The organism is Bradyrhizobium sp. HKCCYLS2038 (assembly GCF_051167655.1).
Classification (GTDB): Bacteria; Pseudomonadota; Alphaproteobacteria; order Rhizobiales; family Xanthobacteraceae; genus Bradyrhizobium.
The window spans coordinates 726391-747980 of sequence record NZ_JBNPTM010000003.1; the positions used below are offsets into that span (position 1 = coordinate 726391).

General features: G+C 66.2%; 25 protein-coding genes. 9 read left to right on the forward strand and 16 right to left on the reverse strand.

Translation table 11 applies throughout. The features are described from left to right. The first annotated feature begins 14 nt into the window (after nucleotides 1–14). A complete protein-coding gene (rpmG, locus tag ACQR1I_RS17240; RefSeq protein ID WP_006611239.1) occupies nucleotides 15–182 on the forward strand; it encodes a 50S ribosomal protein L33 in 168 nt (55 codons plus the stop codon). Between the two features lie 264 nt (nucleotides 183–446). After that, nucleotides 447–1799: a protoglobin domain-containing protein gene (locus ACQR1I_RS17245; protein WP_434866760.1), complete on the forward strand. Its 1353-nt coding sequence runs from the start codon at nucleotides 447–449 to the stop codon at nucleotides 1797–1799. 69 nt (nucleotides 1800–1868) lie between these two features. Here ACQR1I_RS17245 and ACQR1I_RS17250 read toward each other — a convergent pair whose 3' ends face one another. From ACQR1I_RS17250 to ACQR1I_RS17280, 7 genes are all read right to left on the reverse strand, one after another. Further along, nucleotides 1869–2099, reverse strand: a complete 231-nt coding sequence (locus tag ACQR1I_RS17250; RefSeq protein ID WP_434866759.1) for a hypothetical protein — start codon at nucleotides 2097–2099, stop codon at nucleotides 1869–1871. 327 nt (nucleotides 2100–2426) lie between these two features. Further along, a complete protein-coding gene (locus ACQR1I_RS17255) occupies nucleotides 2427–2570 on the reverse strand; it encodes a DUF1127 domain-containing protein (RefSeq protein ID WP_434866758.1) in 144 nt (47 codons plus the stop codon). A 705-nt stretch (nucleotides 2571–3275) separates the two neighbouring features. Continuing rightward, a complete protein-coding gene (locus tag ACQR1I_RS17260) occupies nucleotides 3276–3689 on the reverse strand; it encodes a DUF1127 domain-containing protein (protein ID WP_434866757.1) in 414 nt (137 codons plus the stop codon). Between the two features lie 289 nt (nucleotides 3690–3978). Then, the gene (locus tag ACQR1I_RS17265; protein ID WP_434866756.1) at nucleotides 3979–4155 is read right to left on the reverse strand and encodes a hypothetical protein; all 177 of its coding nucleotides are present in this window, start codon (nucleotides 4153–4155) and stop codon (nucleotides 3979–3981) included. A gap of 87 nt (nucleotides 4156–4242) precedes the next feature. Beyond that, nucleotides 4243–4422 carry a hypothetical protein gene (locus ACQR1I_RS17270; protein WP_434866755.1) on the reverse strand — a complete coding sequence of 60 codons (180 nt, stop codon included), beginning with the start codon at nucleotides 4420–4422 and terminating at the stop codon, nucleotides 4243–4245. A gap of 1101 nt (nucleotides 4423–5523) precedes the next feature. After that, nucleotides 5524–6945, reverse strand: a complete 1422-nt coding sequence (locus tag ACQR1I_RS17275) for a PleD family two-component system response regulator (RefSeq protein WP_434866754.1) — start codon at nucleotides 6943–6945, stop codon at nucleotides 5524–5526. Nucleotides 6946–6957: 12 nt separating this feature from the next. Next, entirely contained in the window at nucleotides 6958–7323 is a 366-nt protein-coding gene (locus tag ACQR1I_RS17280) for a response regulator (protein ID WP_434866753.1), read from the reverse strand. Nucleotides 7324–7539: 216 nt separating this feature from the next. On the opposite strand from ACQR1I_RS17280, the gene ACQR1I_RS17285 reads away from it, so the two are divergent. Next, nucleotides 7540–7839, forward strand: a complete 300-nt coding sequence (locus ACQR1I_RS17285; RefSeq protein ID WP_434866752.1) for a DUF3572 domain-containing protein — start codon at nucleotides 7540–7542, stop codon at nucleotides 7837–7839. Beyond that, entirely contained in the window at nucleotides 7818–9143 is a 1326-nt protein-coding gene (locus ACQR1I_RS17290) for a DNA polymerase IV (protein ID WP_434866751.1), read from the forward strand. Before ACQR1I_RS17285 ends, ACQR1I_RS17290 begins: the two co-directional genes overlap by 22 nt. 8 nt (nucleotides 9144–9151) lie before the next feature. Here the strand turns inward: ACQR1I_RS17290 and ACQR1I_RS17295 are convergent, their stop codons facing one another. Continuing rightward, nucleotides 9152–10009, reverse strand: coding sequence for a cell envelope integrity EipB family protein (locus ACQR1I_RS17295; RefSeq protein ID WP_434866750.1), 858 nt, complete (start codon nucleotides 10007–10009; stop codon nucleotides 9152–9154). Nucleotides 10010–10214: 205 nt separating this feature from the next. Between ACQR1I_RS17295 and ACQR1I_RS17300 the strand changes: the two genes are divergently transcribed. The 4 genes from ACQR1I_RS17300 to ACQR1I_RS17315 all read left to right on the forward strand — a co-directional run bounded on the left by ACQR1I_RS17300 (nucleotide 10215) and on the right by ACQR1I_RS17315 (nucleotide 13260). Next, nucleotides 10215–10682, forward strand: coding sequence for a RidA family protein (locus ACQR1I_RS17300; RefSeq protein ID WP_434866749.1), 468 nt, complete (start codon nucleotides 10215–10217; stop codon nucleotides 10680–10682). A 30-nt stretch (nucleotides 10683–10712) separates the two neighbouring features. Continuing rightward, a complete protein-coding gene (locus ACQR1I_RS17305) occupies nucleotides 10713–11465 on the forward strand; it encodes a glycerophosphodiester phosphodiesterase (protein ID WP_434866748.1) in 753 nt (250 codons plus the stop codon). Nucleotides 11466–11566: 101 nt separating this feature from the next. Then, nucleotides 11567–12775, forward strand: coding sequence for a GNAT family N-acetyltransferase (locus ACQR1I_RS17310; RefSeq protein WP_434866747.1), 1209 nt, complete (start codon nucleotides 11567–11569; stop codon nucleotides 12773–12775). A gap of 59 nt (nucleotides 12776–12834) precedes the next feature. Further along, entirely contained in the window at nucleotides 12835–13260 is a 426-nt protein-coding gene (locus ACQR1I_RS17315) for an HIT family protein (RefSeq protein WP_434866746.1), read from the forward strand. Between the two features lie 7 nt (nucleotides 13261–13267). On the opposite strand, the gene nadC is transcribed toward ACQR1I_RS17315, so the two are convergent. From nadC to ACQR1I_RS17355, 8 genes are all read right to left on the reverse strand, one after another. Continuing rightward, on the reverse strand, nucleotides 13268–14116 hold the full coding sequence (nadC, locus tag ACQR1I_RS17320; protein ID WP_434866745.1) for a carboxylating nicotinate-nucleotide diphosphorylase: 849 nt from the start codon (nucleotides 14114–14116) through the stop codon (nucleotides 13268–13270). Continuing rightward, nucleotides 14113–15660, reverse strand: coding sequence for an L-aspartate oxidase (locus tag ACQR1I_RS17325; RefSeq protein WP_434866744.1), 1548 nt, complete (start codon nucleotides 15658–15660; stop codon nucleotides 14113–14115). The genes nadC and ACQR1I_RS17325 overlap by 4 nt, the downstream gene beginning before the upstream one ends. Further along, a complete protein-coding gene (gene nadA, locus ACQR1I_RS17330; protein ID WP_434866743.1) occupies nucleotides 15657–16643 on the reverse strand; it encodes a quinolinate synthase NadA in 987 nt (328 codons plus the stop codon). The genes ACQR1I_RS17325 and nadA overlap by 4 nt, the downstream gene beginning before the upstream one ends. A gap of 68 nt (nucleotides 16644–16711) precedes the next feature. Further along, a complete protein-coding gene (locus tag ACQR1I_RS17335; protein ID WP_434866742.1) occupies nucleotides 16712–17668 on the reverse strand; it encodes an NUDIX hydrolase in 957 nt (318 codons plus the stop codon). 14 nt (nucleotides 17669–17682) lie between these two features. After that, nucleotides 17683–18159 carry a tRNA (N6-threonylcarbamoyladenosine(37)-N6)-methyltransferase TrmO gene (gene tsaA / locus ACQR1I_RS17340; protein WP_434866741.1) on the reverse strand — a complete coding sequence of 159 codons (477 nt, stop codon included), beginning with the start codon at nucleotides 18157–18159 and terminating at the stop codon, nucleotides 17683–17685. A 62-nt stretch (nucleotides 18160–18221) separates the two neighbouring features. Further along, complete coding sequence (locus tag ACQR1I_RS17345; protein WP_434866740.1) at nucleotides 18222–18566, reverse strand: AzlD domain-containing protein; 345 nt, start codon at nucleotides 18564–18566, stop codon at nucleotides 18222–18224. Then, the gene (locus ACQR1I_RS17350) at nucleotides 18563–19309 is read right to left on the reverse strand and encodes an AzlC family ABC transporter permease (RefSeq protein ID WP_434866739.1); all 747 of its coding nucleotides are present in this window, start codon (nucleotides 19307–19309) and stop codon (nucleotides 18563–18565) included. Before ACQR1I_RS17350 ends, ACQR1I_RS17345 begins: the two co-directional genes overlap by 4 nt. Nucleotides 19310–19412: 103 nt before the next feature. Then, nucleotides 19413–20384 (reverse strand): transglycosylase SLT domain-containing protein, encoded by a 972-nt coding sequence (locus tag ACQR1I_RS17355; protein ID WP_434867415.1) that lies wholly within the window; start codon nucleotides 20382–20384, stop codon nucleotides 19413–19415. 156 nt (nucleotides 20385–20540) lie between these two features. Here ACQR1I_RS17355 and ACQR1I_RS17360 point away from each other — a divergent pair, with 156 nt between their 5' ends. Further along, the gene (locus ACQR1I_RS17360; protein WP_434866738.1) at nucleotides 20541–21476 is read left to right on the forward strand and encodes a glycine reductase; all 936 of its coding nucleotides are present in this window, start codon (nucleotides 20541–20543) and stop codon (nucleotides 21474–21476) included. Nucleotides 21477–21590 lie beyond the last annotated feature (114 nt).

Genomic DNA, 21590 nt, shown 5'->3' on the forward strand with positions numbered 1-21590 from the left:
CAGAGGTTCAAGACATGGCCAAAGCGGTCACCATCAAGGTCAAGCTCGTGTCGTCGGCCGACACCGGCTTCTATTACGTTGCCAAGAAGAATTCGCGCACCATGACCGACAAGATGGTCAAGAAGAAGTACGACCCGGTCGCGCGCAAGCACGTCGAATTCCGCGAAGCCAAGATCAAGTAAGTGCTCAAGTAAGATCGCGGATCTGCTTTCGACTTCGACGGGGCCGTTTCGGCCCCGTTTTTTATTGCAGGCTCGCTTCCGGAGATCAGCCCCCGCGCCCGTGCGGCAGACACCAGGAGGAGCGTGCAAGGTAACATTCTCCGCCCGGTTGAAATTTGGGTTCCATTGGTAAGGATCCATCAACCAAACCCGTGCAATTCCGGGGGTAGTGAGGCACCCGCGAGGTTCGCCTCTTCCTTGTCCCTCAGTTGACCGGGCCCAGCGATGACCGATCCCCAGACCTTGCAGTCCCGTCTCGACTTCCTCGGCATCGACAATGCCACGCGGGAGGCGCTTCGCGAGCTGCGGCCGCTGATCGGCAAGGTGCTGCCGGGCCTGCTCGACAAGTTCTACGCCCATCTCGGCAAATATCCGCCGCTGGCGAAGATGTTCGCCAGCCAGGCCGCCATTCGGCACGCCGCGCAGGCCCAGCTCGATCATTGGATGTCGCTGGCGACCGCCAGGTTCGACGACGCCTATGTGGCGTCGGTGACCCGGATCGGCCGCGCCCACCACCGCATGGGGCTGGAGCCGCGCTGGTACATCGCCGGCTATTCGCTGATCGTCACCGGGCTGCAGCGGGCGATTGAGACCGAGCTGCCGGACGGCTGGTTCGCCGGCCAGGCTGCGCGCGAGAAGAAGGCTGCGCTGCAGGCCGCCATCACCCGCGCGGCGATGCTCGACATGGACCTCGCCATTTCGGTCTATCTCGACGCCGCCAAGACCGAGCAGCACGTCGCCATGCGCGGCATGGCCGACGAGTTCGAGTCGACCGTCGGCCAGATCATCAACAAGGTCCACGCCGACGCGCGCACGCTCGAGACCTCGGCCAATACGCTGAGCAAGACTGCCGAGCAGACCCAGCAGCTGTCGACCAGCGCCGCCGCGGCCTCCGGGCAGGTCTCGGCCAACGTCCACTCGGTGGCCTCGGCCGCCGAGGAGATGACCTCCTCGGTGCACGAGATCGGCCGCCAGGTTACGGAATCGACTGCCATCGCCAAGCAGGCCGTGCGCCAGATCGAGCAGACCGATGTCGGCATCAGCGAGCTGTCGCGCACCGCCGAGCGCATCGGCGACGTGCTGAAGCTGATCACCTCGATCGCTGCCCAGACCAACCTGCTCGCCTTGAACGCCACCATCGAGGCGGCGCGCGCCGGCGATGCCGGCCGCGGCTTCGCGGTGGTCGCCTCCGAGGTCAAGGCGCTGGCGTCGCAGACCGCCAAGGCGACCGAGGAGATCGGCCAGCAGATCGAGGGCATTCAGAACGCAACGCAGGCCTCGGTCGCCTCGATCAAGCAGATCGGCGGCACCATCCAGCACATCTCGGAGATCGCCGCCGGCATCGCTGCGGCCGTCGAGCAGCAGGGTACCGCGACGGGACAGATCTCGCGCAACGTGCAGGAGGTCGCCAGCGGCACCGCGCGCGTCGCCGGCAACATCGGCGACGTCAGCACCGGCGCCAACGCCACCGGCAGCGCCTCCTCCCAGGTCCTCGCATCGGCGCATTCGCTGTCGCGCGAGAGCGACCACCTCAAGACCGAGCTGGACAAATTCCTGCGCAAGGTGCGCGCGGCTTGATCACGATGCAAACGCGGATCGGCGTGAGCCGTCCGCGCCTGGTGTCATCGTGAAAGGGTGAGCGCCGGCTTACATGCCGTGGCTCTGGAACACTGCCGAGCAGCGCTTGCTCAGCTTCTGCCGGTTCTGCGTCAGGCAATTCTGCACCGCGAAGTCGTCGCCCATCTGACTGCGGCAGAAGCGCTTGGCGTCCGGCGCGCACGCCTTCTGCTCCTGTGGCGTACCCATATGGCCCTGGGCCAATGCGAGCGAGGGCAGAACGGACAGCGACACGGCAACCGCGAACATCAGCTTTGTCATTGGGGCTCCTCCTTGGGCCCAGACAAACGTCCGCGAGAGCGGGCGGTTCCGGCGAAAGCTCCGGTGAAAGCGCCCGCGAGGGCGCATGAGTCCCTCCCCGCACATTGTCGGAGAACGCTCGTATCTGGCTCCGTCATTGCGAGCGCAGCGAGGCAATCCAGAGTCCCGTCACGGATAGTCCTGGATTGCTTCGCTGCGCTCGCAATGACGCTGTGGCAACCAGCATCGCGCACCGCAAGCACTCATCCTCTTGCGACACAATATAGTCATGGCAGGACAGATCACGTGGATCTGCCCTGAACACTCCGATATCCAACCCGCACGCCGCTACATCACGCCGCGCGACATCATCAGCTGTGCCGTGCCGTCCTTGAGCTTCTCCAGTTCGCGGTGCGCGGCGAGGTGCTCGATGTCGCTGCGCGCCAGGCCGATATCGATCAGTTGCGCCTCGCTGAGATCGCGCAGCGTCACGCGCATCTTGCGCTGTCTGCGGCCATCCTGAAACGCCTGCCAATATCCCGCGACAAGACTGAACAATCCGGGCGCAGCGACGCCTGGCGGCGCGGCGGCCCCTTCTCCGACAAATTGTGCAGCACTGAGATGGGCGCAGCAGAGCGCGGCGCAGCTTGCACATCACGCGCGGCGTTGGCCGTGACCGAGATGGGACGATCGAGAACGAGAGGCACGACATTGCGAGCAGTCTCGGCAGTGAGGTGGGTCTGAGGTGGCATCGGTCGCTCCTGCTGTGTGATGCCGGCAGGACGCGTGGCCAAACAAAAGGCCCCGTCCGATGCCGGCGGGGCCTGGTGGAATGATCGTGTCGTCGAAAACCTAGCGCACGACTCCTCCCACGGCCCGACTACGGCGGGTCGTATGTTTGCGGTTGGAATTGCGCACGACGTTGATCATGATTTGCATCTACCACGGCGATTGCGCCAGATCAAGGCATGTAGTTCGTGCGCGCGCGGAGGAGCACCCATGCGCAAGCAGGGCTATCGCATATGACGATCGCAGTGGCGTGCTCGTCTGCCTCCACGTCGTCATGGCCGGGCTTGTCCCGGCCATCCACGTCGTTCAGACCCGTAGGGCGGATGAGCGTAGCGTAATCCGCTAATGAGACGCGCGCCGCAAAGTGGCGGATCACGCTGCGCTGATCCGCCCTGCAAACCGCACCCGCTACATGATCCTGCGCGAGACGAGTGCGAAATAGCGCGGGTCGTCCCTCAGACCGTCGAGCGCCTGCATCGCGGCGATGTGCTCGATCTCGGCGCGCGTGATGCCGATGTCGGTGAGCTCGCGTTCGTTCAGCTCGTACAGATTTGCACGCACGTGCTCGCGGCGTTGCCGCGCTTGAATAGCGCGCCAGCACCAGCCGATCAGGCGGATGATCAGCCAGGTCGGCGTGACCGGCGGGCCGGCCGCGTCCTTTTCCGGAGACGCGTCCTGGAGCGCGGCAACGGCTGCATTGGGATACGTCGCTTGCAGCACGTCATTGGCCGCGTCGTGGATCGACGCGATGGTGAGATCGGCGCCCGGCCGTGCATCACGGCACGCGGCGTCGATGGTCTGACTGGTCTGATGAGGTGGCATCTATCGCTCCTGCTGTTGTGCCGGCAGGGAGCGTGGCCAAACAAAAGGCCCCGTCCGATGCCGGCGGGGCCTGGTGAGAACATCGCGTCGTCAAACTCCTAGCGCGCGACTCCTTCCACGGCCCGGCCGAACCAGGTCATGTGGGTGAAGTTCATGATGCGCACGAGTTTGCTCATGGCATCTTAGTACCACGATGCGAGCGTCATATCAAGCGACATGGATATCTCACACAGCCTCAGAGCGAGTAGTGACATTCCGACAACATGGGGCGCTGACTGCATTCGAAAGATCACTCCCCTGCCCGAAGATGCATAAAGCGATCCTCCACGTATTCAGCCAACCACGCCGAAACACCTGCGAGGGCTGCCATGCCCAGAACATTGGTCTGAACACCGAGCGCATCCAGGAGCCAGAGTCCGCTCAGCATCAACACACCGATCGTCGCACCTATCCGAAGCCGTCTCATGACTTCCCTCCCGGATGACATCTCGTTGTACACGCACATCCTAGCGCGACAAACGAGACGGATCACGCTCCGCTGACCGGTCTCGGCCTAGTTCACCTCGGCCGGCCGCCTGGTATCACCGAGGATGAGCAGCGCCAGTGGCGCGAGTGGTCCGACGATCGCGGCGGTCCACAACCAGCGCCTCGACGATCTCCGGCGTTCGAGCGCCATGGCCGATGCGAGCGGGATGGATCCGATCGACACGATCATGAAAAGCCAGAACTCCATGTCCGTCTCCCGAGCTTTGATCCGATCCTAGCACGTCAGCAGCCCGCGCGATCGAGCTTCATCGGAAAGTGGAGCCGGCTTGCGCCGGGCCGCACATCACGCCGGAAGCGCTGCGCCAGAAAACTAATTTATCGAAGCAATTCAATCAGATCACCTCCATCTGCCAATTGCGCTGCAATATTCTTCTTTCGTTTTTTCAGAATGCATGCTATCTCCCGATCATCCCACCTCGCCAGAGGGGCGCATCGCGATCGTCACGAGCGTGAGGTGGGTTGCGGTGGGCGTGTCGGGGTGCAGCGTGGCTTGGCCGCGCGGACGAACATCCTGATGCGCACGGTGAAGCCGTGTGGTCCTGGCCTCCCGACGCTGAGGCCAAGTCCGCGCTGCGACGAGCGCGCTGATGACGGGGGCAAGAACGCCGGTCCCCGGGGAGAGCACGGAATAAGTCGTAAAGCCATCGCGCAGGGAGGGCCGGATGTCCGGCTCGTACCTGTGGTTCTGCCGCGTGCTTTTTGTTGCACGCGGACCATGGGTGCGACCTGCACCCGGCCTTCCCTGCGCCCTCTGTTCTCGAAGAGGGTTGTGACTGGCAAAGCTCGGGCGCGGAATGCGCGGCGAGGACGAGTAGTCATGCGTGGAAGACTGTCGAACGACACTCGCTGTCATTCCGGGGCGCGACGCAGTCGCGAGCCCGGAATCCATACTCCCGATCGTGGTTATGGATTCCGGGCTCGCGCTCCGCGCGCCCCGGAATGACGATGTGGAGAGATGTGTGGATTATCGTTGGCAGCTTGCCGGCTTTAGCGACAGGACAAAACAGCCGCCCTTCCCGTCAACGCCCATGGCCTTCCTTCGAGACGCACGCCTGCGGCGTGCTCCTCAGGACGAGGTCTGTGGTCTTGGTATGGTCTTTGGGGTCTTGGAGCCCTGGAAGGATCTCCAAGGGCTGCGAAGCTCGCTCTCGCCCCTCATGCTGAGGAGCGCCGCTTGCGGCGCGTCTCGAAGCACGAGGCCCGGATCGACATGACGGGCGATGCGATGAGTTGTCCTGACGATCATCGTCTTCAGCCAAGGACGGAGAAGGCGTGCCCTCCCCGCTCCTCAGCGGCCGCGGCCGGCAGCCTGCGGCAGGAACGACGCCGGCGTGTGCACCGGCGCGATGGCCACCGCGCGGTTGCGGCCTTCGTGCTTGGCGCGGTACAGCGCATTGTCGGCGCGCTTCATGACGTCGGCGATCGGCTCGCCCTTCTGCTCCAGGGTGGAGATGCCAATCGAGGTCGTCACTTCGATGCGCTTCTCGCCCTTGTGCACCGAGAACGGCTCGTTGGCGACCGAGCGGCGCAGCCGCTCGGCGACCATGCCGGCGACGTGCAGATCGGTCTCGGGCATCACGATGACGAACTCCTCGCCGCCATAGCGGCAGGCGAGATCGATGCCGCGGATCGACTTGCGCACCCGCATCGCGAATTCGCGCAGCACATCGTCGCCGGCGTCATGGCCGTAATTGTCGTTGATCGACTTGAAGAAGTCGATGTCGAGCATCATCAGCGCCAGCGGCTTGCCGCGGCTCGCCGCCTGGTCGGCCAGCGTCGAAAGATGAGTCTCCATGTAGCGCCGATTGTGCAGGCCGGTGAGCGCGTCGGTGATCGCCATCTCGATCGAGTTCTGGACGTTGTCGCGCAAATGGTCGGTGTAGCGGCGCTTGCGGATCTGGGTGCGGGCGCGCGCCAGCAGCTCGTTCTTGTCGACCGGGCGCAGCAGATAGTCGTTGACGCCGATCTCGAGGCCGCGCAGCAGCCGCGAATTGTTCTCGGGCTCGGCGATCGCCAGGATCGGCACGTGCCGCGTGCGCTCCAGCGAGCGCAGCTGGCTGCACAGCCGCAAGCCGTCGAAATCGTTGAGGTCGAGCGAGACGATGACGAGATCGTAGTTGCCGTCGGCCGCGTTGAACACGGCTTCCGCCGGATGAGTCTCCACGTCGACCGTATGATCGGTGGCCAGCATCGGCCCGAGCCGCTCGTAGGACGACGGCCGGTCGTCGACCAGCAGCACCCGGCCGCCCTTGCCGGCATCGGCCACGGCGTTGCGCTCCGGCGCCTGCACGCCGATCTCGAGCGAGGTCAGCGCACGCATGCGCAGCTCGTCCGTCATCATCTTCAGCCGCGTCAGCGAGCGCACGCGCGCGATCAGCACGACGTCGGACACCGGCTTGGTCAGGAAATCGTCGGCGCCGGCCTCGAGCCCGCGCACGCGGTCGGACGGGCTGTCGAGCGCCGTCACCATCACCACCGGGATGAAATGCGTCGCCGGGTTCGACTTCAGCCGGCGGCAGACCTCGAAGCCGTCCATGTCCGGCATCATGACGTCGAGCAGGATGATGTCGCATTCGGCGCGCTGGCAGATCTGCAGCGCCTCGGCGCCGTTCGAGGCAGTCAGCACGTCGAAATATTCGGCCGACAGCCGGGCTTCCAAGAGCTTGACGTTGGCCGGGACGTCGTCGACGACGAGGATGCGCGCGGACACTGCAGGAACTCCCTAGCCGATAAAGCGTCGTACCGTTTCAATGAATTTTCCGACCGAGATCGGCTTCGAAAGATAGGCTTCGCAGCCGCCCTCGCGGATGCGCTCTTCGTCGCCCTTCATGGCGAAGGCCGTCACCGCGACCACCGGGATCGCGCGCAGATCCGGATCGTCCTTGATCCATTTCGTCACTTCGAGGCCCGAGACCTGGGGCAGCTGGATGTCCATCAGGATCAGGTCGGGACGCGTCTTGCGCACGAGATCGAGCGCCTCGACGCCGCTGGAGGTGCCCGACGTCTGATAGCCGTGAGCCTCCAACAGGTCGCGGAAGAGCTTCATGTTGAGCTCATTGTCTTCCACGATCAGGACGGTCTTACCCATCCGCCCCTCCGAATCACTGACACCCGACTGCCCTCCGGTGGACGCCTGCCCACCGCTACCATCTCGTTCAAACTAGCCCCAGATTCGTTCAAAGCCGTTAAGGCGGTATTCCATCTTCGCCCGAGATGGTTTCCACTTGCTTGAACCCGCGCCGAAGACTCGGGCATGATGGTTTTAAAGTAGCGACGACAAGTTAATGGAAAGGCATATGCGCCGTTGAAAAAGCCCGTTCGAAATCCGCGCGAAGTCGCTGAAATCGTTGCAGTTCAGGCCCTTTCTTTCCTGGCCGGGGAACCGGAACGCCTGGGCCGCTTCCTGGCCGAGACCGGGATTGGGCCTGAGACGCTGCGATCCTCCGCCGCCGACCCGAATTTTCTGGTCAGCGTGCTCGATTTCGTGCTGCGCGACGAGGAGACGGTAAAGGCTTTTGCCGCCCACTCCAAGTTACATCCGACCAATATCATGGCGGCAAGGCAAGCCTTGGGCGACCCGCAATGGGAGCGCGACGTGCCGTGACCACGATCGCGCCAGAGGGAGCGTCGCGCGCGGCTGCCGGCCCGACCTGCTTCTGCCGAGACTGCCTGACAGATCTGGAGCGCGCCGCCCGCCGCTGCATCGCCTGCGGCTCGCCGCGCCTGGTGCGCCATCCCACCCTGCCCCGGCTGACGCTCGCCCATATCGACTGCGATGCGTTCTACGCGACGGTCGAGAAGCGCGACAACCCGGATGTCGCCGACCGTCCCGTCATCATCGGCGGCGGCAAGCGCGGCGTGGTGTCGGCGGCCTGTTACATCGCGCGCACCTATGGCGTGCGCTCGGCGATGCCGATGTTCAAGGCGCTGGAGCTGTGCCCGTCGGCGGCGGTGATTCGCCCGGACATGGCAAAATATGTCCGCGTCGGCCGCGAGGTGCGGCAGGCGATGCTGGCGCTGACGCCATTGGTCGAGCCGCTGTCGATCGACGAGGCTTTCCTCGACCTCTCCGGCACCGAGCGTGTCCACGGCATGATCCCGGCTAAGGTGCTGGCGCGGTTCGCCCGCGAGGTCGAGCAGAGCATCGGGATCACCGTCTCGGTCGGGCTGTCCTGCAACAAGTTCCTGGCCAAGATCGCCTCCGATCTCGACAAGCCGCGCGGCTTCGCCGCGCTCGACCAGGACGAGGCGGTGACGATGCTCGCCGACAAGCCTGTCGGCTTCATCTTCGGCGTCGGCCCCGCCACCCAGCAGCGGCTGGCGAACTGCGGCTTCCGCACCATCGCCGACCTGCAGCGCGCCGACGAGATCGCGCTGATGAAGCAGTTCGGCGGCGAAGGCCGCAGGCTGTGGCGGCTGGCGCGCGGCCTGGACGATCGCAAGGTGGTGGCGGACCGCGGCGCCAAGACGATCTCCAACGAGACGACGTTCGAGACCGACATTCGCGACTATGCGACCCTTGAAAAGACGCTCTGGCGGCTGTGCGAGAAGGTGTCGTCGCGGCTGAAGTCCAGCCAACTCGCCGGCTCGACCGTCACGCTGAAGCTGAAGACCGCGGATTTCCGCCAGCGCACGCGCTCGCAGTCGATCGCGGCACCGACCCAGCTCGCGGGCAGGATCTTTGCGATCTGCAAGGAGATGCTGGCGCGCGAGACTGACGGCACCGCGTTCCGCCTGATGGGCGCCGGCGTCAGCGCGCTGCGCCCGGGATCGGAAGCGTCCGATACGGACATGCTGGACCGCCGCTCGGCTTCGGCCGAGCGCGCCATGGATGCGTTACGCAAGAAGTTCGGTCAGGCCGCCGTCATTCGCGGCATTGCCTATGACGGCCCGGAGACGGCGGAATGAGTGCCGTCTCAATTGCTGCAGGGCTTGCCGTCCTTGACGTCCTTGGCGTCGAACTTGCCGAGCGCCCCCGCAATGACGAAGTCGTTGTAGTCGAGCACGAGCGCGCGCGAGACGCCGTTCTCGTACAGCTCGAACGACATCGCATAGACCGGCGTCTGCTCGCCCTCGGTGCGCTTGGCGTCGCGGTCATAGTAGCTGACCGTCACCGGCCAGCGCGTCATCGACTTCATCTCGCTGTTGTCAGTCGAGGCGTCGGGCTTGGCCGCAGCCTTGTCGGCCGGCACCGGCGCGCCGATCACCGTCAGCGTGTTGTAGACCTTCTCGCCATTGTCGGAGCCGTCATAGACCGTCAGCTCGAGCAGCGACTTGCCCTCGCGGGCAGCCGCGATGATGCGCTGGATCTGCTCGGTCGGAAACACGGTCGAGCCGTCGAGCGTGAAGGTCTTCGCCTCCGGCTGCTTCAGCTTGACGGTGATGTGGTCACCGGTGCGCTCGGCGATGCCGTCGACCGGGCTGGAGGACTGGTCGTTCATCCGCGAGTCGATCTTGAAGCGATAGCTCTTGCCGGCGCCGTCCTCCCAGGCGGTGGAGCGCAGGTCGCTCAAGGTCACCTTGCCCTCGCCGAGGTCGAGCTCGGACACCTGGCGGAAATCCGACGTGTAGCCGCTGCAGGCATTGCCAGAGAAATTGTACAGGATGCGGCCGCGGGCGCTGTTGACGGGGCTCGAGCCGCGCGACTTCACCAGGCTCAGCTCGTACAGCGCCTGATGCGGCAGGAACGGTACCCCCGCCCCGGCCTGCGCCGGACCGAACGTAATCGCCGCGACAGCCAGCGCTCCCAGCGACAGTCGAAACGAATGAGCCATGAGTTTTCCTCGGGAGACGTATCGTTGAACCGTCACATTAGAGACCGCTGCATTACGTCGCAACTGCGGCTGGCTCACGGAAACGTGCGTTCGGCCGGCCGAGTCAACGCCGCCGCGGGCGCCTTGCATGTCACTGGCAACTGCGCCAAACAGGGCCGCGGTCCGGCACGGGACGGGTTTTCAGGCGACAGAACGGGGATGTGAGATGGCAGGTACGGTTGAACAGAATCTGGCGGCACAGGGCATCACGTTGCCGGCGCCGAAAGCACCGGTGGCCAATTATGTCCCCTTCGTGCGCACCGGCAATCTGCTGTTCGTCTCGGGCCAGGTCTGCCTCGGCGGCGACGGCAAGCTGATCGCGGCCGGCAAGCTCGGCGGCGGCGTGTCGCTCGAGGACGGCTATGCCGCGGCCAAGGGCTGCGCGGTGAACCTGCTGGCACAGGTCAAGGCGGCGGTCGGCGATCTCGACAAGGTCGTGCGCGTGGTCCGGCTCGGCGGCTTCGTGAATTCGGCGCCCGACTTCCTCGACGGGCCGAAGGTGCTCAACGGCGCCTCCGACCTGATGGTCGCCGCGTTCGGCGACAAGGGCCGCCACGCCCGCACCACCGTCGGCGTCGCATCGCTGCCGTCGGACGCGGCGGTCGAGGTCGAAGGCGTGTTCGAGGTCGCGTGAGATTGAACAGAAAATGGATGGACGGGGCGAATGCGCGCACCTGACTGGCTGACGGCCCGCCCCGTCGCCCATCGCGGCCTGCACGATGCGGCCAGCGGCATCATCGAGAACATGCCGGCCGCCGCGCGAGGCGCGGTCGCCGGCAACTTCGCCATCGAATGCGACATCCAGCTGTCGGCCGATGGCGAGGCGATGGTGCATCATGACTACGATCTCGGCCGGCTCACCGAGGGCTCCGGCCCGCTGATCGAGAAGACGGCGGCCGAGCTCAAGGCCGTCAGGTTCAAGCAGACCGACGAGCGGATGATGACGCTCAAGGATCTCTGCGACCTGATCGGCGGACGCGTGCCGCTGGTCGTCGAGGTCAAGAGCAAGTTTCAAGGCGATCATCGCCTGGTCCGGCGCATGGCCGAGGTGCTCGCCACGTATTCCGGCCCGGTCGTCGGCATGTCGTTCGATCCGGACCAGGTGCATGCGCTGCGCGAGACCATGCCGAAGCTGACGCGCGGCATCGTCGCCCAGCGCACCTACGAGGACGGCTATTGGGCCACGCTGACCCAGGCGCAGCGCGACAGCATGCTGCATCTGAAACACGGCTTCAGCACCCAACCGCATTTCGTCGCCTATTGGGTGCAAGAGCTGCCGGCCGCCCCGCCCTGGATCGCGCGCAACGTGTTCGGCTGCCCGCTGCTGACCTGGACGGTCCGGACGGCCGAACAGCGCGCCACGGCAGCCCGGTACGCGGATCAAATGATCTTCGAAGGCTTTACGCCGGAGACGTGAGGCCGGCCTTGAACTCGCTGCTGCGATGCACGATCTTCAGGACGTGGCAATCCGGACGTCTCGGCTGAGCGTTCTCCTGCCAGACGCTTTGTAAGGGTTCGATGGCCTCACCTGAGATTACGCTCGAAGCCGTTCCGGGGGTCAGCGACATCCCCGCTGCCGCCTGGGACGCCTGCGCCAATCCCGACGGCCGCGTCACACCGGGCTCATCCGGCGCCTGCGGTCACGCCTACAATCCGTTCGTCTCCCACGCCTTTTTCTCGGCTCTGGAAGCCTCCGGCTCGGCCACCCTGCGCACCGGCTGGGCGCCGCGCCACCTGGTCGCGAAGCTGGGCGAGGAGATCCTGGCCGTCATCCCCTGCTATCTGAAGTCGCATTCGCAGGGCGAATATGTCTTCGACCGCGGCTGGGCCGATGCCTATGAGCGTGCCGGCGGGCGCTATTATCCCAAGCTCCAGGTCTCCGTCCCCTTCACGCCCGCGACCGGACCGCGGCTGCTGATCCGCCCCGACCAGGATCGGGAGGTGATCGGCAACGCGCTGGCGCAGGGGCTCAAGGCCCTGTGCGGGATCAGCGAGGCCTCCTCGGTCCACGTCACCTTCGCGCGCGAGGCAGAATGGCAGCTGCTCGCCGCACAGGGCTTCCTGCAGCGCACCGACCAGCAGTTCCACTGGCACAACCAGGGCTTTTCGACGTTCGACGACTTCCTGGCGACGCTCAACTCGCGGCATCGCAAGGCGATGAAGCGCGAACGCCGCGACGCGCTCAGCGCCGGCATCACCATCCACTGGCTGACCGGCAAGGACATCACCGAGGACGCCTGGGACGCCTTCTTCGCGTTCTACATGGAGACCGGCTCGCGCAAATGGGGCCGGCCTTATCTCACCCGCAAGTTCTTCGCGCTGATCGGCGAGACCATGGCCGACGATGTGCTGCTGGTGATGGCCAGGCGCGACGGGCGCTGGATCGCCGGCGCCATCAACTTCATCGGCTCGGACACGCTGTTCGGGCGCAACTGGGGCGCCGTCGAGCACCACCCGTTCCTGCATTTCGAGGTCTGCTACTATCAGGCGATCGATTTCGCGATCCAGCACAAGCTCGCGGTCGTCGAGGCCGGCGCCCAAGGCGAGCACAAGATCGCGCGCGGCTACCTGCCGCAGACCACCTACTCCGCGCACTACATCGCCGATCGCGGCCTGCGCCGCGCCATCGACGACTATCTCAAGCGCGAGCGCGCCTATGTCGAGGAGGCCGGCCGCGAGCTCGCCGAATCCGCGCCGTTCCGGAAAGGCATCGACGAGCCGTCTTGACCGGCGGCACGCGCCGGTGAGAGTAAGGCGCATCACGAGGAACCGCCGAGGGACTGCCCATGACCGCCTATGATCCCAACAACCCGTTCGCAAAAATCCTGCGCGGCGAATTCCCCTGCACCAAGGTCTACGAGAACGACCACGTCCTGGCCTTCCTCGACATCATGCCGCGCGTGCCCGGCCATACGCTGGTCATCCCGAAGGCCCCGGCCCGCAACATCCTCGATATCACCGAGGAGGACTACCTCCATGTCGGCCGCGCCGTGCGTATCATCGCGCGCGCCGCCAAGACCGCTTTCGCCGCCGACGGCATCACGGTGCAGCAGTTCAACGAGCACGCCGGCGGCCAGATGGTGTTCCACCTCCACGTCCACGTCATGCCGCGCCACGAGGGCACAGCCCTGCTGCCGGCCGCCAGCCGCAAGGAGGACCCGAAGGTGCTGGAAGACAACGCCGCAAAGCTGATCGCGGCGCTGAAGGGCTGATCAGACCTCACGTCTCATCGAGCCCGATGTCCAGCGCGGCCGATGAATGCGTGATCCAGCCGACCGAGATCAGATCGACGCCGGTCGCGGCGATCGCGGGCGCGGTCTCGACGGTGATCCGGCCCGAGGCCTCGGTGATGGCTCTGCCCCGGGTCATGGCCACGGCGCGTTCGAGCTCCGCCGGCGTCATGTTGTCGAGCAGGACGGCGTCGACGCCGAGCGCCAGCGCCTCCTCGAGCTGCGCCAGCGTGTCGACCTCGACCTCGATCTTGACGAGGTGCCCGGCATGAGCCTTCGCCCTCGTGATCGCAGCCGTGATGCCACCGGCGATCGCGATGTGGTTGTCCTTGATCAGAACGGCATCATCGAGCCCGAATCGGTGATTGCCCCCGCCGCCGGCGCGCACCGCATATTTCTCCAGCGCGCGCAGCCCCGGCGTCGTCTTGCGGGTGCAGACGATCTGCGCCCGCGTGCCTTTCACCGCAACGACGAGCTGAGCCGTCGCGGTGGCGACGCCGCTGAGGTGACAGAGAAAGTTGAGCGCGACGCGCTCGCCGGTCAGCAGCGCTCGTGCCGGACCGCTGATGGTGGCGATGACATCGCCGGGCGCGACGACGCTGCCGTCGCCGCGGATCGTCTCCATACGGACCTCGGGCGAGACCATCTGGAACGCGCAGCGCGCCACATCGAGGCCGGCGATCACGCCGTGCTGGCGCGCCCGCAGCTGCAACGACGCACGCCGCTCACGGGGCACGATCGCATCTGTGGTGATGTCGCCGGCGTGGCCGAGATCCTCCAGCAGCGCGGTGCGCACCAGCGGCTCGTAGAGCAAGGGCGAGAGAGGATTGAGGCTCATGATACGGCACTCCTGAACGACTCTGTCTCGGCGAGACCGCGGGCTGCGGCGATGGCTTCGGACATGGTGAAGCGGGACGGCTGCGCGACGGGCTGCGTGTCCGGACAATCGCTGCGGAAATGCCCGCCACGGCTCTCCTCGCGGGCATGCGCCGCGACCGCCATCATCAGGCCGACCAGGGCCGGATCGGCTGAAGCCCCTGCTCCCTCAGCCAGCGGGAGAAGGCTTCGGATAGCGGCTGCCATCGTGCCGCGCTCACGCAACACGCCGAGCGCCTGCGACAGGATTGGGCGCACGGCGGAAGGCTCCGACGGAGGCGGCATCGCTGCGATCTCGCGCGGCCGGCTGATGCCACGCGGCGCACCGGCCACGCTCTCGGCCACCCAACGCGCGCAGACGATCGCCTCCATCAGCGAGTTGCTGGCGAGCCGGTTGGCGCCGTGCAGGCCGGTGCGGCTGGCCTCGCCGCAGGCCCACAGCCCGTCGACGCTGCTGCGCCCCATCGCATCAACGGCGATGCCGCCCATATGGTAGTGCACGGCCGGCCGCACCGGGATGGGATCGACGGCCGGATCGATGCCGGCCATCCGGCAGGACGCACTGATCACCGGATAGCGCGCGGCAAACTCCTTACCGGGGTTCGCGCGCGCATCGAGAAACACGCGATGGCCTTGCGCGCGATGACGCCACACCGCCCGCGCCACCACGTCGCGCGGCGCAAGCTCGGCGCCGGGCTCGTCGGCCATGAAGCGCGTGCCCTGCTCGTCGATCAGAACAGCGCCATCGCCGCGGATCGCCTCGGTGAGCAGCGGCAGCGGCCGCGACGGTCCATCGAAGGCGGTCGGATGGAATTGCACGAATTCGAGGTCGGACAGCACGGCCCCTGCTCGCGCCGCCAGCGCGAGGCCCTGGCCGAAACAGCCGGACGGATTGGTGCTGTCGAGGAACAGCCCGCCGATGCCGCCGGTGGCGATCACGACGCGCGTGGTGGCGAGCACGAGCGGCTCATCACCACGCACCGCAAGCACGCCCTGGACTGCATTGTCCTCGAAGAGCAGCCGGCGCGCCTCGACGCCTTCCAGCAGCGTCACCGACGGACATCGCCTGACGGCTGCGATCAGCGCGCGCATGATCTCGCGCCCGGTGCCGTCGCCGGTGGCGTGGACGATGCGATTGCGGCTGTGCGCGGCTTCCAGGCCGAGGCGCCAGCGCCCGTCAACATGCCGGTCGAACGCGACGCCGAGCTCAGCGAGATGCGCGACCGCCGCTGGCGCTGCAGCGATGATGCGGCTTGCCGCGATCTCGTCGCACAGTCCGGCCCCCGCTGCGATCGTGTCCTGCAGATGCAGCGCCGGATCATCGTCGTCGCCGACGGCCGCGGCGAGGCCGCCCTGCGCCCACATGCTGGACGCCTCGGCGCCGAGCGGCGATTTCGACAGCAGCACGACCGGTTCGGGTGCGAGCTGCAGCGCCGTCATGAGGCCCGCGGCACCGCCGCCGATGATCACGGGACGGCCGATGAGGTCGGAGAAATCGTTGCTCATAGCGCCAGCATCCTTTCCACCGAACGCCGTGCGCGCTCGGCCATGGCCGGATCAATCGTCACTTCGTGCGTGTTGGTCTCGAGCGCGTGACGGATGTTCTTCAGAGTGATCCGCTTCATGTGGGGACACAGATTGCAGGGACGCACGAACTCGATGTCCGGATACATCACCGCGACGTTGTCGCTCATCGAGCACTCCGTCAGCAGCACCACGCGGGCCGGCCTCTTCGTCCCGACGAAGTCCGACATCGCCGCCGTCGAGCCGGCAAAATCGGCCTCCGCCACCACCTCCGGCGGGCATTCTGGATGGGCCAGCACGGTGACGCCGGGATGATTGTCGCGCAGCGTACGGACATCCTCGGCGCTGAAGCGCTCATGCACCTCGCAATGGCCCTTCCAGGCCGTGATCCTCACCTTCGTCTGCGCGGCGACGTTGCGCGCGAGATACTCGTCCGGCAGCATGATGACGTGATCCGTGCCGAGCGACTCCACGACCGCTCGCGCGTTGCCGGAGGTACAGCAGATGTCGGACTCCGCCTTCACGGCGACCGACGTGTTGACATAGGCAACGACGGGCACGCCGGGATGACGGGCGCGCATCAAACGGACGTCGGCAGCGGTGATGGAGTCCGCAAGCGAACAGCCCGCCTCCGTGTCCGGGATCAGCACGGTCTTCCCGGGATTGAGCAGCTTGGCGGTCTCGGCCATGAAATGCACGCCAGCCAGCACGATGACCTCGGCATCGACCCTCATCGCCTCGCGGGCCAACAGGAGACTGTCGCCGACGATGTCGGCGACGCCGTGGAAGATCTCGGGCGTCTGGTAGTTGTGCGCGAGCACCACGGCGTTGCGCTCGCGCTTCAGCGCCAGGATGGCTTCGACATCATCGGCGAAGACCGCCCATTCCGGCGGTGGGATAACGCGGCTCAAGCGCTCGGCGAGCGGTGCAGACGAGGCGACGGGAGGGAGGATAAGCTCGGCCATTTATACTCTCCATGAGCATAATATGGCTTATACTTATCCTGAGCATAAGTTGTGTCAAGCGCTTGGGATCACGATCGCGAGAGCGGCAGCTTGGTGCCGACGACGGCGCGTTCGGCAAGAATGCCCTGGCGGAAGCGAAACAGCTTGGCTGGGCGGCCGATGGTGTCGGCGGCCATCGCGCCTGTCTCTTCAACCAGTTCCTGCTGCTCGATGAGGCGGCGGAAGTTCTGCTTGTGCACTAGCCTCCCAGCCAGCGCCTCGACGCTGCGTTGCAGTTGCAGCAGCGTGAACTCGTCCGGCATCAGCTCGAATACGACCGGCCGGTATTTGATCTTGGCGCGGAGACGCGCGATGCCGGTGGCGAGAATGCGACGGTGGTCGGACGTCATCGCACGGCCTGCGACGGCAGCCTCGCCGCGCTTCTCGCGCACGCTCTCGGGGATCAGCGCCGCCTCGTACAGCAGCTCGTAGCGCTGCAGCGTCAGCTCCTCGTTCCACTCGCGGCCGTCGAGGCCGAAGGTGATGGCGGCACGCCGCCACCTCGCCTTCTGCAGCGCCGGCTCGTCGGCAGACCGCGCCCACGCCTTCAGCCTCGGCGCAATGATCTTGGCCAGGATGGCCGGCGGTCCGTCGCGAAGATCCTCCCAGGGAAAGTAGTCGTACCAGGACGACCATTGCGCATCCGCGCCCTCGCGCCCGCCCTCCTCGCGCGTCAGCCCGAGATAGCTGATCGAGATGCGATGCGGCGCATCGGGGTCACCACTGCGGCCGCGATCCGCAAACGTATACAGCTGCTCGACATAGCCGAGCGGATGACCGGTCTGCGCCTCGACCCAGGCGCGCAGCCCCATCTGCAGCGAGCGATGCGCGAACTGAAACGGTCCGCTCGGCAATGCCGCAGCATGATCGATGGTCATGATCTTGGGATGGCCGTCGGTCACCGCCACCAGCACGGCGACGAGGTCCGCCGTGATCGCATCCAGAGCCGTCACGGTCTTCTGCGGCCGCTTGTTCACGTTCGACATCCGGATCGCAGGTCCTATTTGTCCTCGGCCGCGCCAGGTGTGAACACGCAATGATCCGGCTTCAGGTCGATCAGCGGCGTCTCGTCCAGGCAATCCAGTCCGCGCACCAGCACGACGTTGCCCTCCAGCGCGACGAAACGGACGGTGGACACGCCGATCGGATTGGGACGCACCGGCGAGCGCAGGGCGAAGGTGCCGCGGGTCTCGCCGTCATGGTGCCGCGGGCTCTGCTTGACCAGATCGCGGCGCGCTCGGTTGAGCCAGTACAGCACCTGGAGATGGCTGAAGGCGTCGATGCCCTGCAGCGCCGGGACCCATGGCTCGAAGATCTCCAGCCGGCAGACCGGTCCCTCGAAGCTGCCCTGCCGGGGCGTCTCCAGACGAGAGCTCCAGGGCGTGCGGATGCGGCCGATGAAGGTCAGCGCGGCGTCCCGCGGCTGCGGGGCGTCGACGGCGACTTCACCAGGGCGGAGTTCGGTAGCTGTGGTCATGCCAATGTCCTCTCTCCGCAACTTAGCCGAACCCGGCCGCACCGCAATTGCGGCCGCGCAAGTCAGCCGAGCCACCATTTGCCGGCCAGCATGACCGCTTCCCCGCAGATGACACCGGCGAAGATCGAGCGGCGCGTCGCCAGGAACGCCGCAAGGCCGGCCACGACGGCGCCATAGCGCAGCCCCCAGGGCACGCTGGCGAGCGCGCCGGGCGGCTGCACCAGGATTTGGGCGATGACGCCGGCCAGGATCGCGGTCGCGACCGCCTTGACCCACATCAGCAGGTCCGAGCCCTCGTCGAGGCCGCTGCCGAACCACAGCCCGAGCAGCCGCCAGATCTGGTTCGGAATCACGCCCGCCACCAGCAGCACGACGAGCGCGTGCCAATCGCCGATGAAATCGCTCATGCCGCCTCCCGCCGTTCGCGCCATTTGTGGACGCTGAACGCGAGCGTGCCAGCCACGACGCCGCTGACCAGGATGTCGACGCCGCTGTTGAGCTGGGCAGCCAGCGGATAGAGCACGAGACCGAGGCCGAGCGCGAGCACGTCGGCAAGCTCCTTGGCGTTGCGCAAGGTCGAGAACAGGAAGGCCAGCGGCGTCAGCAGCAGCACCGCAGCGCCGAAGGTCTGCGACAGGTTAGCGGCCAGGAGATAGCCGATGATGGTCGCCACCAGCGCCACGCCCATCAGTCCCGAGCCGAGGCCGTGTACGAAGGCGATGCGGCGATCACGCGGCACATGCGGCAGGAAGCGATAGCATTCCACCCACAAGGTCACCGCGGTGAAGTGGGCGATCAGGACCAGATGCCGCCGCTTCGTCGTGGGCCCCCGGATCAGCGGCAGCACCGCCACCACCATCGGAAACAGACGGATCGCGCTCATCGTGACCGCGATCGCCGATTGCAGGATGGTCTGGCCGGAGCCTAGCGTCGAGACAAGGATGATCTGCGCCGGGCCGGCCCAGACGAGCACGGTGCTCAGGATCGCCCAGAGCATGCTGAAATGGGTGTCGTGGGCGAGCGCGCCGATGCCGATGAAGGTGACGAACAGCACCACTGACAGGATGGTCGCCGACGTCGCGCGCAGCCCCCAGCCGAAGGCTCGCAGCGAACCATGCCATTGCGGCGAATCGAGTGGAGGAAGTGTCACGGGCGGCCCAGCGGAACGGACCGCGATAAGGCTGGCGAAAGCGCCTCTCGTCAACCATCATCGGGCGCGCGCGGCTCTGCAGCCGGCGCAAGCCGCCCGTTCGTCAGGCCCGGTTGCGCAGCACGAAACAGGCGCCGCCAGCGCGGCGAATGCGCGTGCACAGTTGGTCCGCCTCGGGCCGGGTCTCGGCGCCGATGCGCACCTGATAGAATGCGCGATTGCCGCGCGTGCGCATCACGGACGACAGCAGGCTCGGATCGCGGCCGGCGATCACGGTGCCGAGCCCCTTGATCGCGCGCGAATACATCGACAGCGCCCGGTTGCGGTCGAAGCCGGCAGCCAGTTGCACGCCCCAGGGCTTGGCCGCAGCCAGGGCGACGTGCTGCTCGAGCTCGCGAACGAACGGATTCGGCGCGCGCTTGAGCAGTGCCATCAGCTGATGACAGGAGGTCGGCGGCGGGCTCGGCGGCGTCTTGCCGCCCTTCCCGGCCGCGGCCCAGTCGTCGATCGAGGAGCCGGTGATGACGGAGACGTAGTTGCGTGTCTCCCAGGGCATCTGGCCCTTGCCGGCCAGCCAGTCCTGCACGCGGCGCGGGCCCGCATTGTAGGCGGCCGCAGCCAGGCCGAGATTGCCGAACTGATTGCGCAGTTCGGCGAGGAACTCCGCCGACTTCGGCAGCGCCTGCACCGGATCGAATGGATCCAGCAATGCGCGCTCGCTCGCGGTGCCCGGCATGAACTGCGCAATGCCCTGGGCGCGCTGACCGCTCCGCGTCACCGGTCCGACCGCATCGCTCTGGAAGCGGCTCTCCTGCCAGATCACGCGGGCGAAGAATTCCAGTGGCAGGTCGTTGGCCTTGGCCGCGGCTTCGATGATCAGGCAGAGCGCCTCGCGCGTACCGCTCTCCTTCGGCTCGTCCCGCTTTGCAGCCGCATCCTGCGAGCCCTGCCGTGCAGGCTCATCCTTCACCAATGGCCACACGGTCTCGCCCTCGTTGGCCGCGACGATGTCGGCGGTCGTGACGAGGAGACAGGCAACCACTCCAAGAGAGCGCAACGCCGCCAAGATCGAAATGCTCACGGAAATGCTGAAAAACCGGCCGGCCTGGCTGCCGGAGAGACCCAAGGACGACAGACAAAGCTTCAGCAGCCCTCCGGTTCCAAGGCGCCGCGCCTTGACACGGAAGGCCATGCCGCTAGCAATCGGCGCATCTCCAGGGGAGAGCGACCGATGACTGCTACGTCCTACGACCCACCAGGCTTTGCGCCCGAGGAGGCCGCGCCGCTGTCCTACATGGCGCGGACACGCGACTACTATCTCGCGATCGGCTACGACACGCCCTATCGATGGGCGCACTACACGTCCGCGCCGTTTCAGCCGCTGCGCAAACCGCTCGCGCAATCGCGAGTCACGATCGTGACGACGGCTGCCCCGTATGATCCGGCCAAGGGCGATCAGGGTCCCGGCGCTGCCTACAACGGCAGCGCCAAGTTCTACACGGTGTATGACGGCGACACGTCAGCGCGACACGATTTGCGCATTTCCCATATTGCGTATGATCGCGTGCACACCTCGGCGCAGGATTCCGGCACCTGGTTTCCGCTGCCGCAACTCAACCGTCTCGCGCGCGAGGGGCGCATCGGCGCGGTCGGGCCGCGCTTCTTCGGCGCGCCGACCAATCGCAGCCAGCGCGTCACCATCGAGACCGATGCGCCGGAGATTCTCGCACGCTGCCGCGCCGACGCGATCGATGCCGTCGTTCTGGCGCCGAACTGTCCGGTGTGCCATCAGACCGTGAGCCTCGTGGCGCGCCATCTCGAAGCCAACGGCATCGCCACGGTCGTGATGGGCTGCGCCAAGGACATCGTCGAGCACGCGGCTGCGCCGCGCTTCCTGTTCTCGGATTTTCCGCTCGGCAATTCCGCGGGCAAGCCGCAAGACATCGCCTCGCAGGCGTTCACGCTCGAACTCGCACTGCGCGTTCTCGAGAGTGCACCAGTCGCACGAACGACCGTGCAATCGCCGCTGCAATGGAGTGACGATCACCGCTGGAAGCGTGACTACAGCAATCCGGCGTTACTTCCTGCGGAGGAGCTCGCAAGGCGGCGCTCCGAGTTCGATGCCCAGAAGGCGATCGCGCGCGAGGCCCGAAAGACGCAGGTCTGAAAGACACACTCGGCCGAAACTCGGCCGGATTGTTCTTCGGATTAGACTGATTGCGCTTGCCGTCGCGCTCCAGTTGCGCTTGAGTTCCCCCGGGGTCCATGGGGAAAGTACCAA

What these genes read in the sequence shown, in the direction of transcription:
- ACQR1I_RS17245 (WP_434866760.1), top strand. Translation starts at nt 447, where the DNA reads ATGACCGATCCCCAGACCTTGCAGTCCCGTCTCGACTTCCTCGGCATC.
- ACQR1I_RS17260 (WP_434866757.1), bottom strand. Translation starts at nt 3,689, where the DNA reads ATGCCACCTCATCAGACCAGTCAGACCATCGACGCCGCGTGCCGTGAT.
- ACQR1I_RS17250 (WP_434866759.1), bottom strand. Translation starts at nt 2,099, where the DNA reads ATGACAAAGCTGATGTTCGCGGTTGCCGTGTCGCTGTCCGTTCTGCCC.
- ACQR1I_RS17345 (WP_434866740.1), bottom strand. Translation starts at nt 18,566, where the DNA reads ATGAGCGATTTCATCGGCGATTGGCACGCGCTCGTCGTGCTGCTGGTG.
- ACQR1I_RS17300 (WP_434866749.1), top strand. Translation starts at nt 10,215, where the DNA reads ATGGCAGGTACGGTTGAACAGAATCTGGCGGCACAGGGCATCACGTTG.
- ACQR1I_RS17295 (WP_434866750.1), bottom strand. Translation starts at nt 10,009, where the DNA reads ATGGCTCATTCGTTTCGACTGTCGCTGGGAGCGCTGGCTGTCGCGGCG.
- ACQR1I_RS17280 (WP_434866753.1), bottom strand. Translation starts at nt 7,323, where the DNA reads ATGGGTAAGACCGTCCTGATCGTGGAAGACAATGAGCTCAACATGAAG.
- rpmG (WP_006611239.1), top strand. Translation starts at nt 15, where the DNA reads ATGGCCAAAGCGGTCACCATCAAGGTCAAGCTCGTGTCGTCGGCCGAC.
- ACQR1I_RS17325 (WP_434866744.1), bottom strand. Translation starts at nt 15,660, where the DNA reads ATGAGCAACGATTTCTCCGACCTCATCGGCCGTCCCGTGATCATCGGC.
- ACQR1I_RS17310 (WP_434866747.1), top strand. Translation starts at nt 11,567, where the DNA reads ATGGCCTCACCTGAGATTACGCTCGAAGCCGTTCCGGGGGTCAGCGAC.
- nadA (WP_434866743.1), bottom strand. Translation starts at nt 16,643, where the DNA reads ATGGCCGAGCTTATCCTCCCTCCCGTCGCCTCGTCTGCACCGCTCGCC.
- tsaA (WP_434866741.1), bottom strand. Translation starts at nt 18,159, where the DNA reads ATGACCACAGCTACCGAACTCCGCCCTGGTGAAGTCGCCGTCGACGCC.
- ACQR1I_RS17315 (WP_434866746.1), top strand. Translation starts at nt 12,835, where the DNA reads ATGACCGCCTATGATCCCAACAACCCGTTCGCAAAAATCCTGCGCGGC.
- ACQR1I_RS17290 (WP_434866751.1), top strand. Translation starts at nt 7,818, where the DNA reads ATGGGAGCGCGACGTGCCGTGACCACGATCGCGCCAGAGGGAGCGTCG.
- ACQR1I_RS17360 (WP_434866738.1), top strand. Translation starts at nt 20,541, where the DNA reads ATGACTGCTACGTCCTACGACCCACCAGGCTTTGCGCCCGAGGAGGCC.
- ACQR1I_RS17335 (WP_434866742.1), bottom strand. Translation starts at nt 17,668, where the DNA reads ATGTCGAACGTGAACAAGCGGCCGCAGAAGACCGTGACGGCTCTGGAT.
- nadC (WP_434866745.1), bottom strand. Translation starts at nt 14,116, where the DNA reads ATGAGCCTCAATCCTCTCTCGCCCTTGCTCTACGAGCCGCTGGTGCGC.
- ACQR1I_RS17270 (WP_434866755.1), bottom strand. Translation starts at nt 4,422, where the DNA reads ATGGAGTTCTGGCTTTTCATGATCGTGTCGATCGGATCCATCCCGCTC.
- ACQR1I_RS17305 (WP_434866748.1), top strand. Translation starts at nt 10,713, where the DNA reads ATGCGCGCACCTGACTGGCTGACGGCCCGCCCCGTCGCCCATCGCGGC.
- ACQR1I_RS17265 (WP_434866756.1), bottom strand. Translation starts at nt 4,155, where the DNA reads ATGAGACGGCTTCGGATAGGTGCGACGATCGGTGTGTTGATGCTGAGC.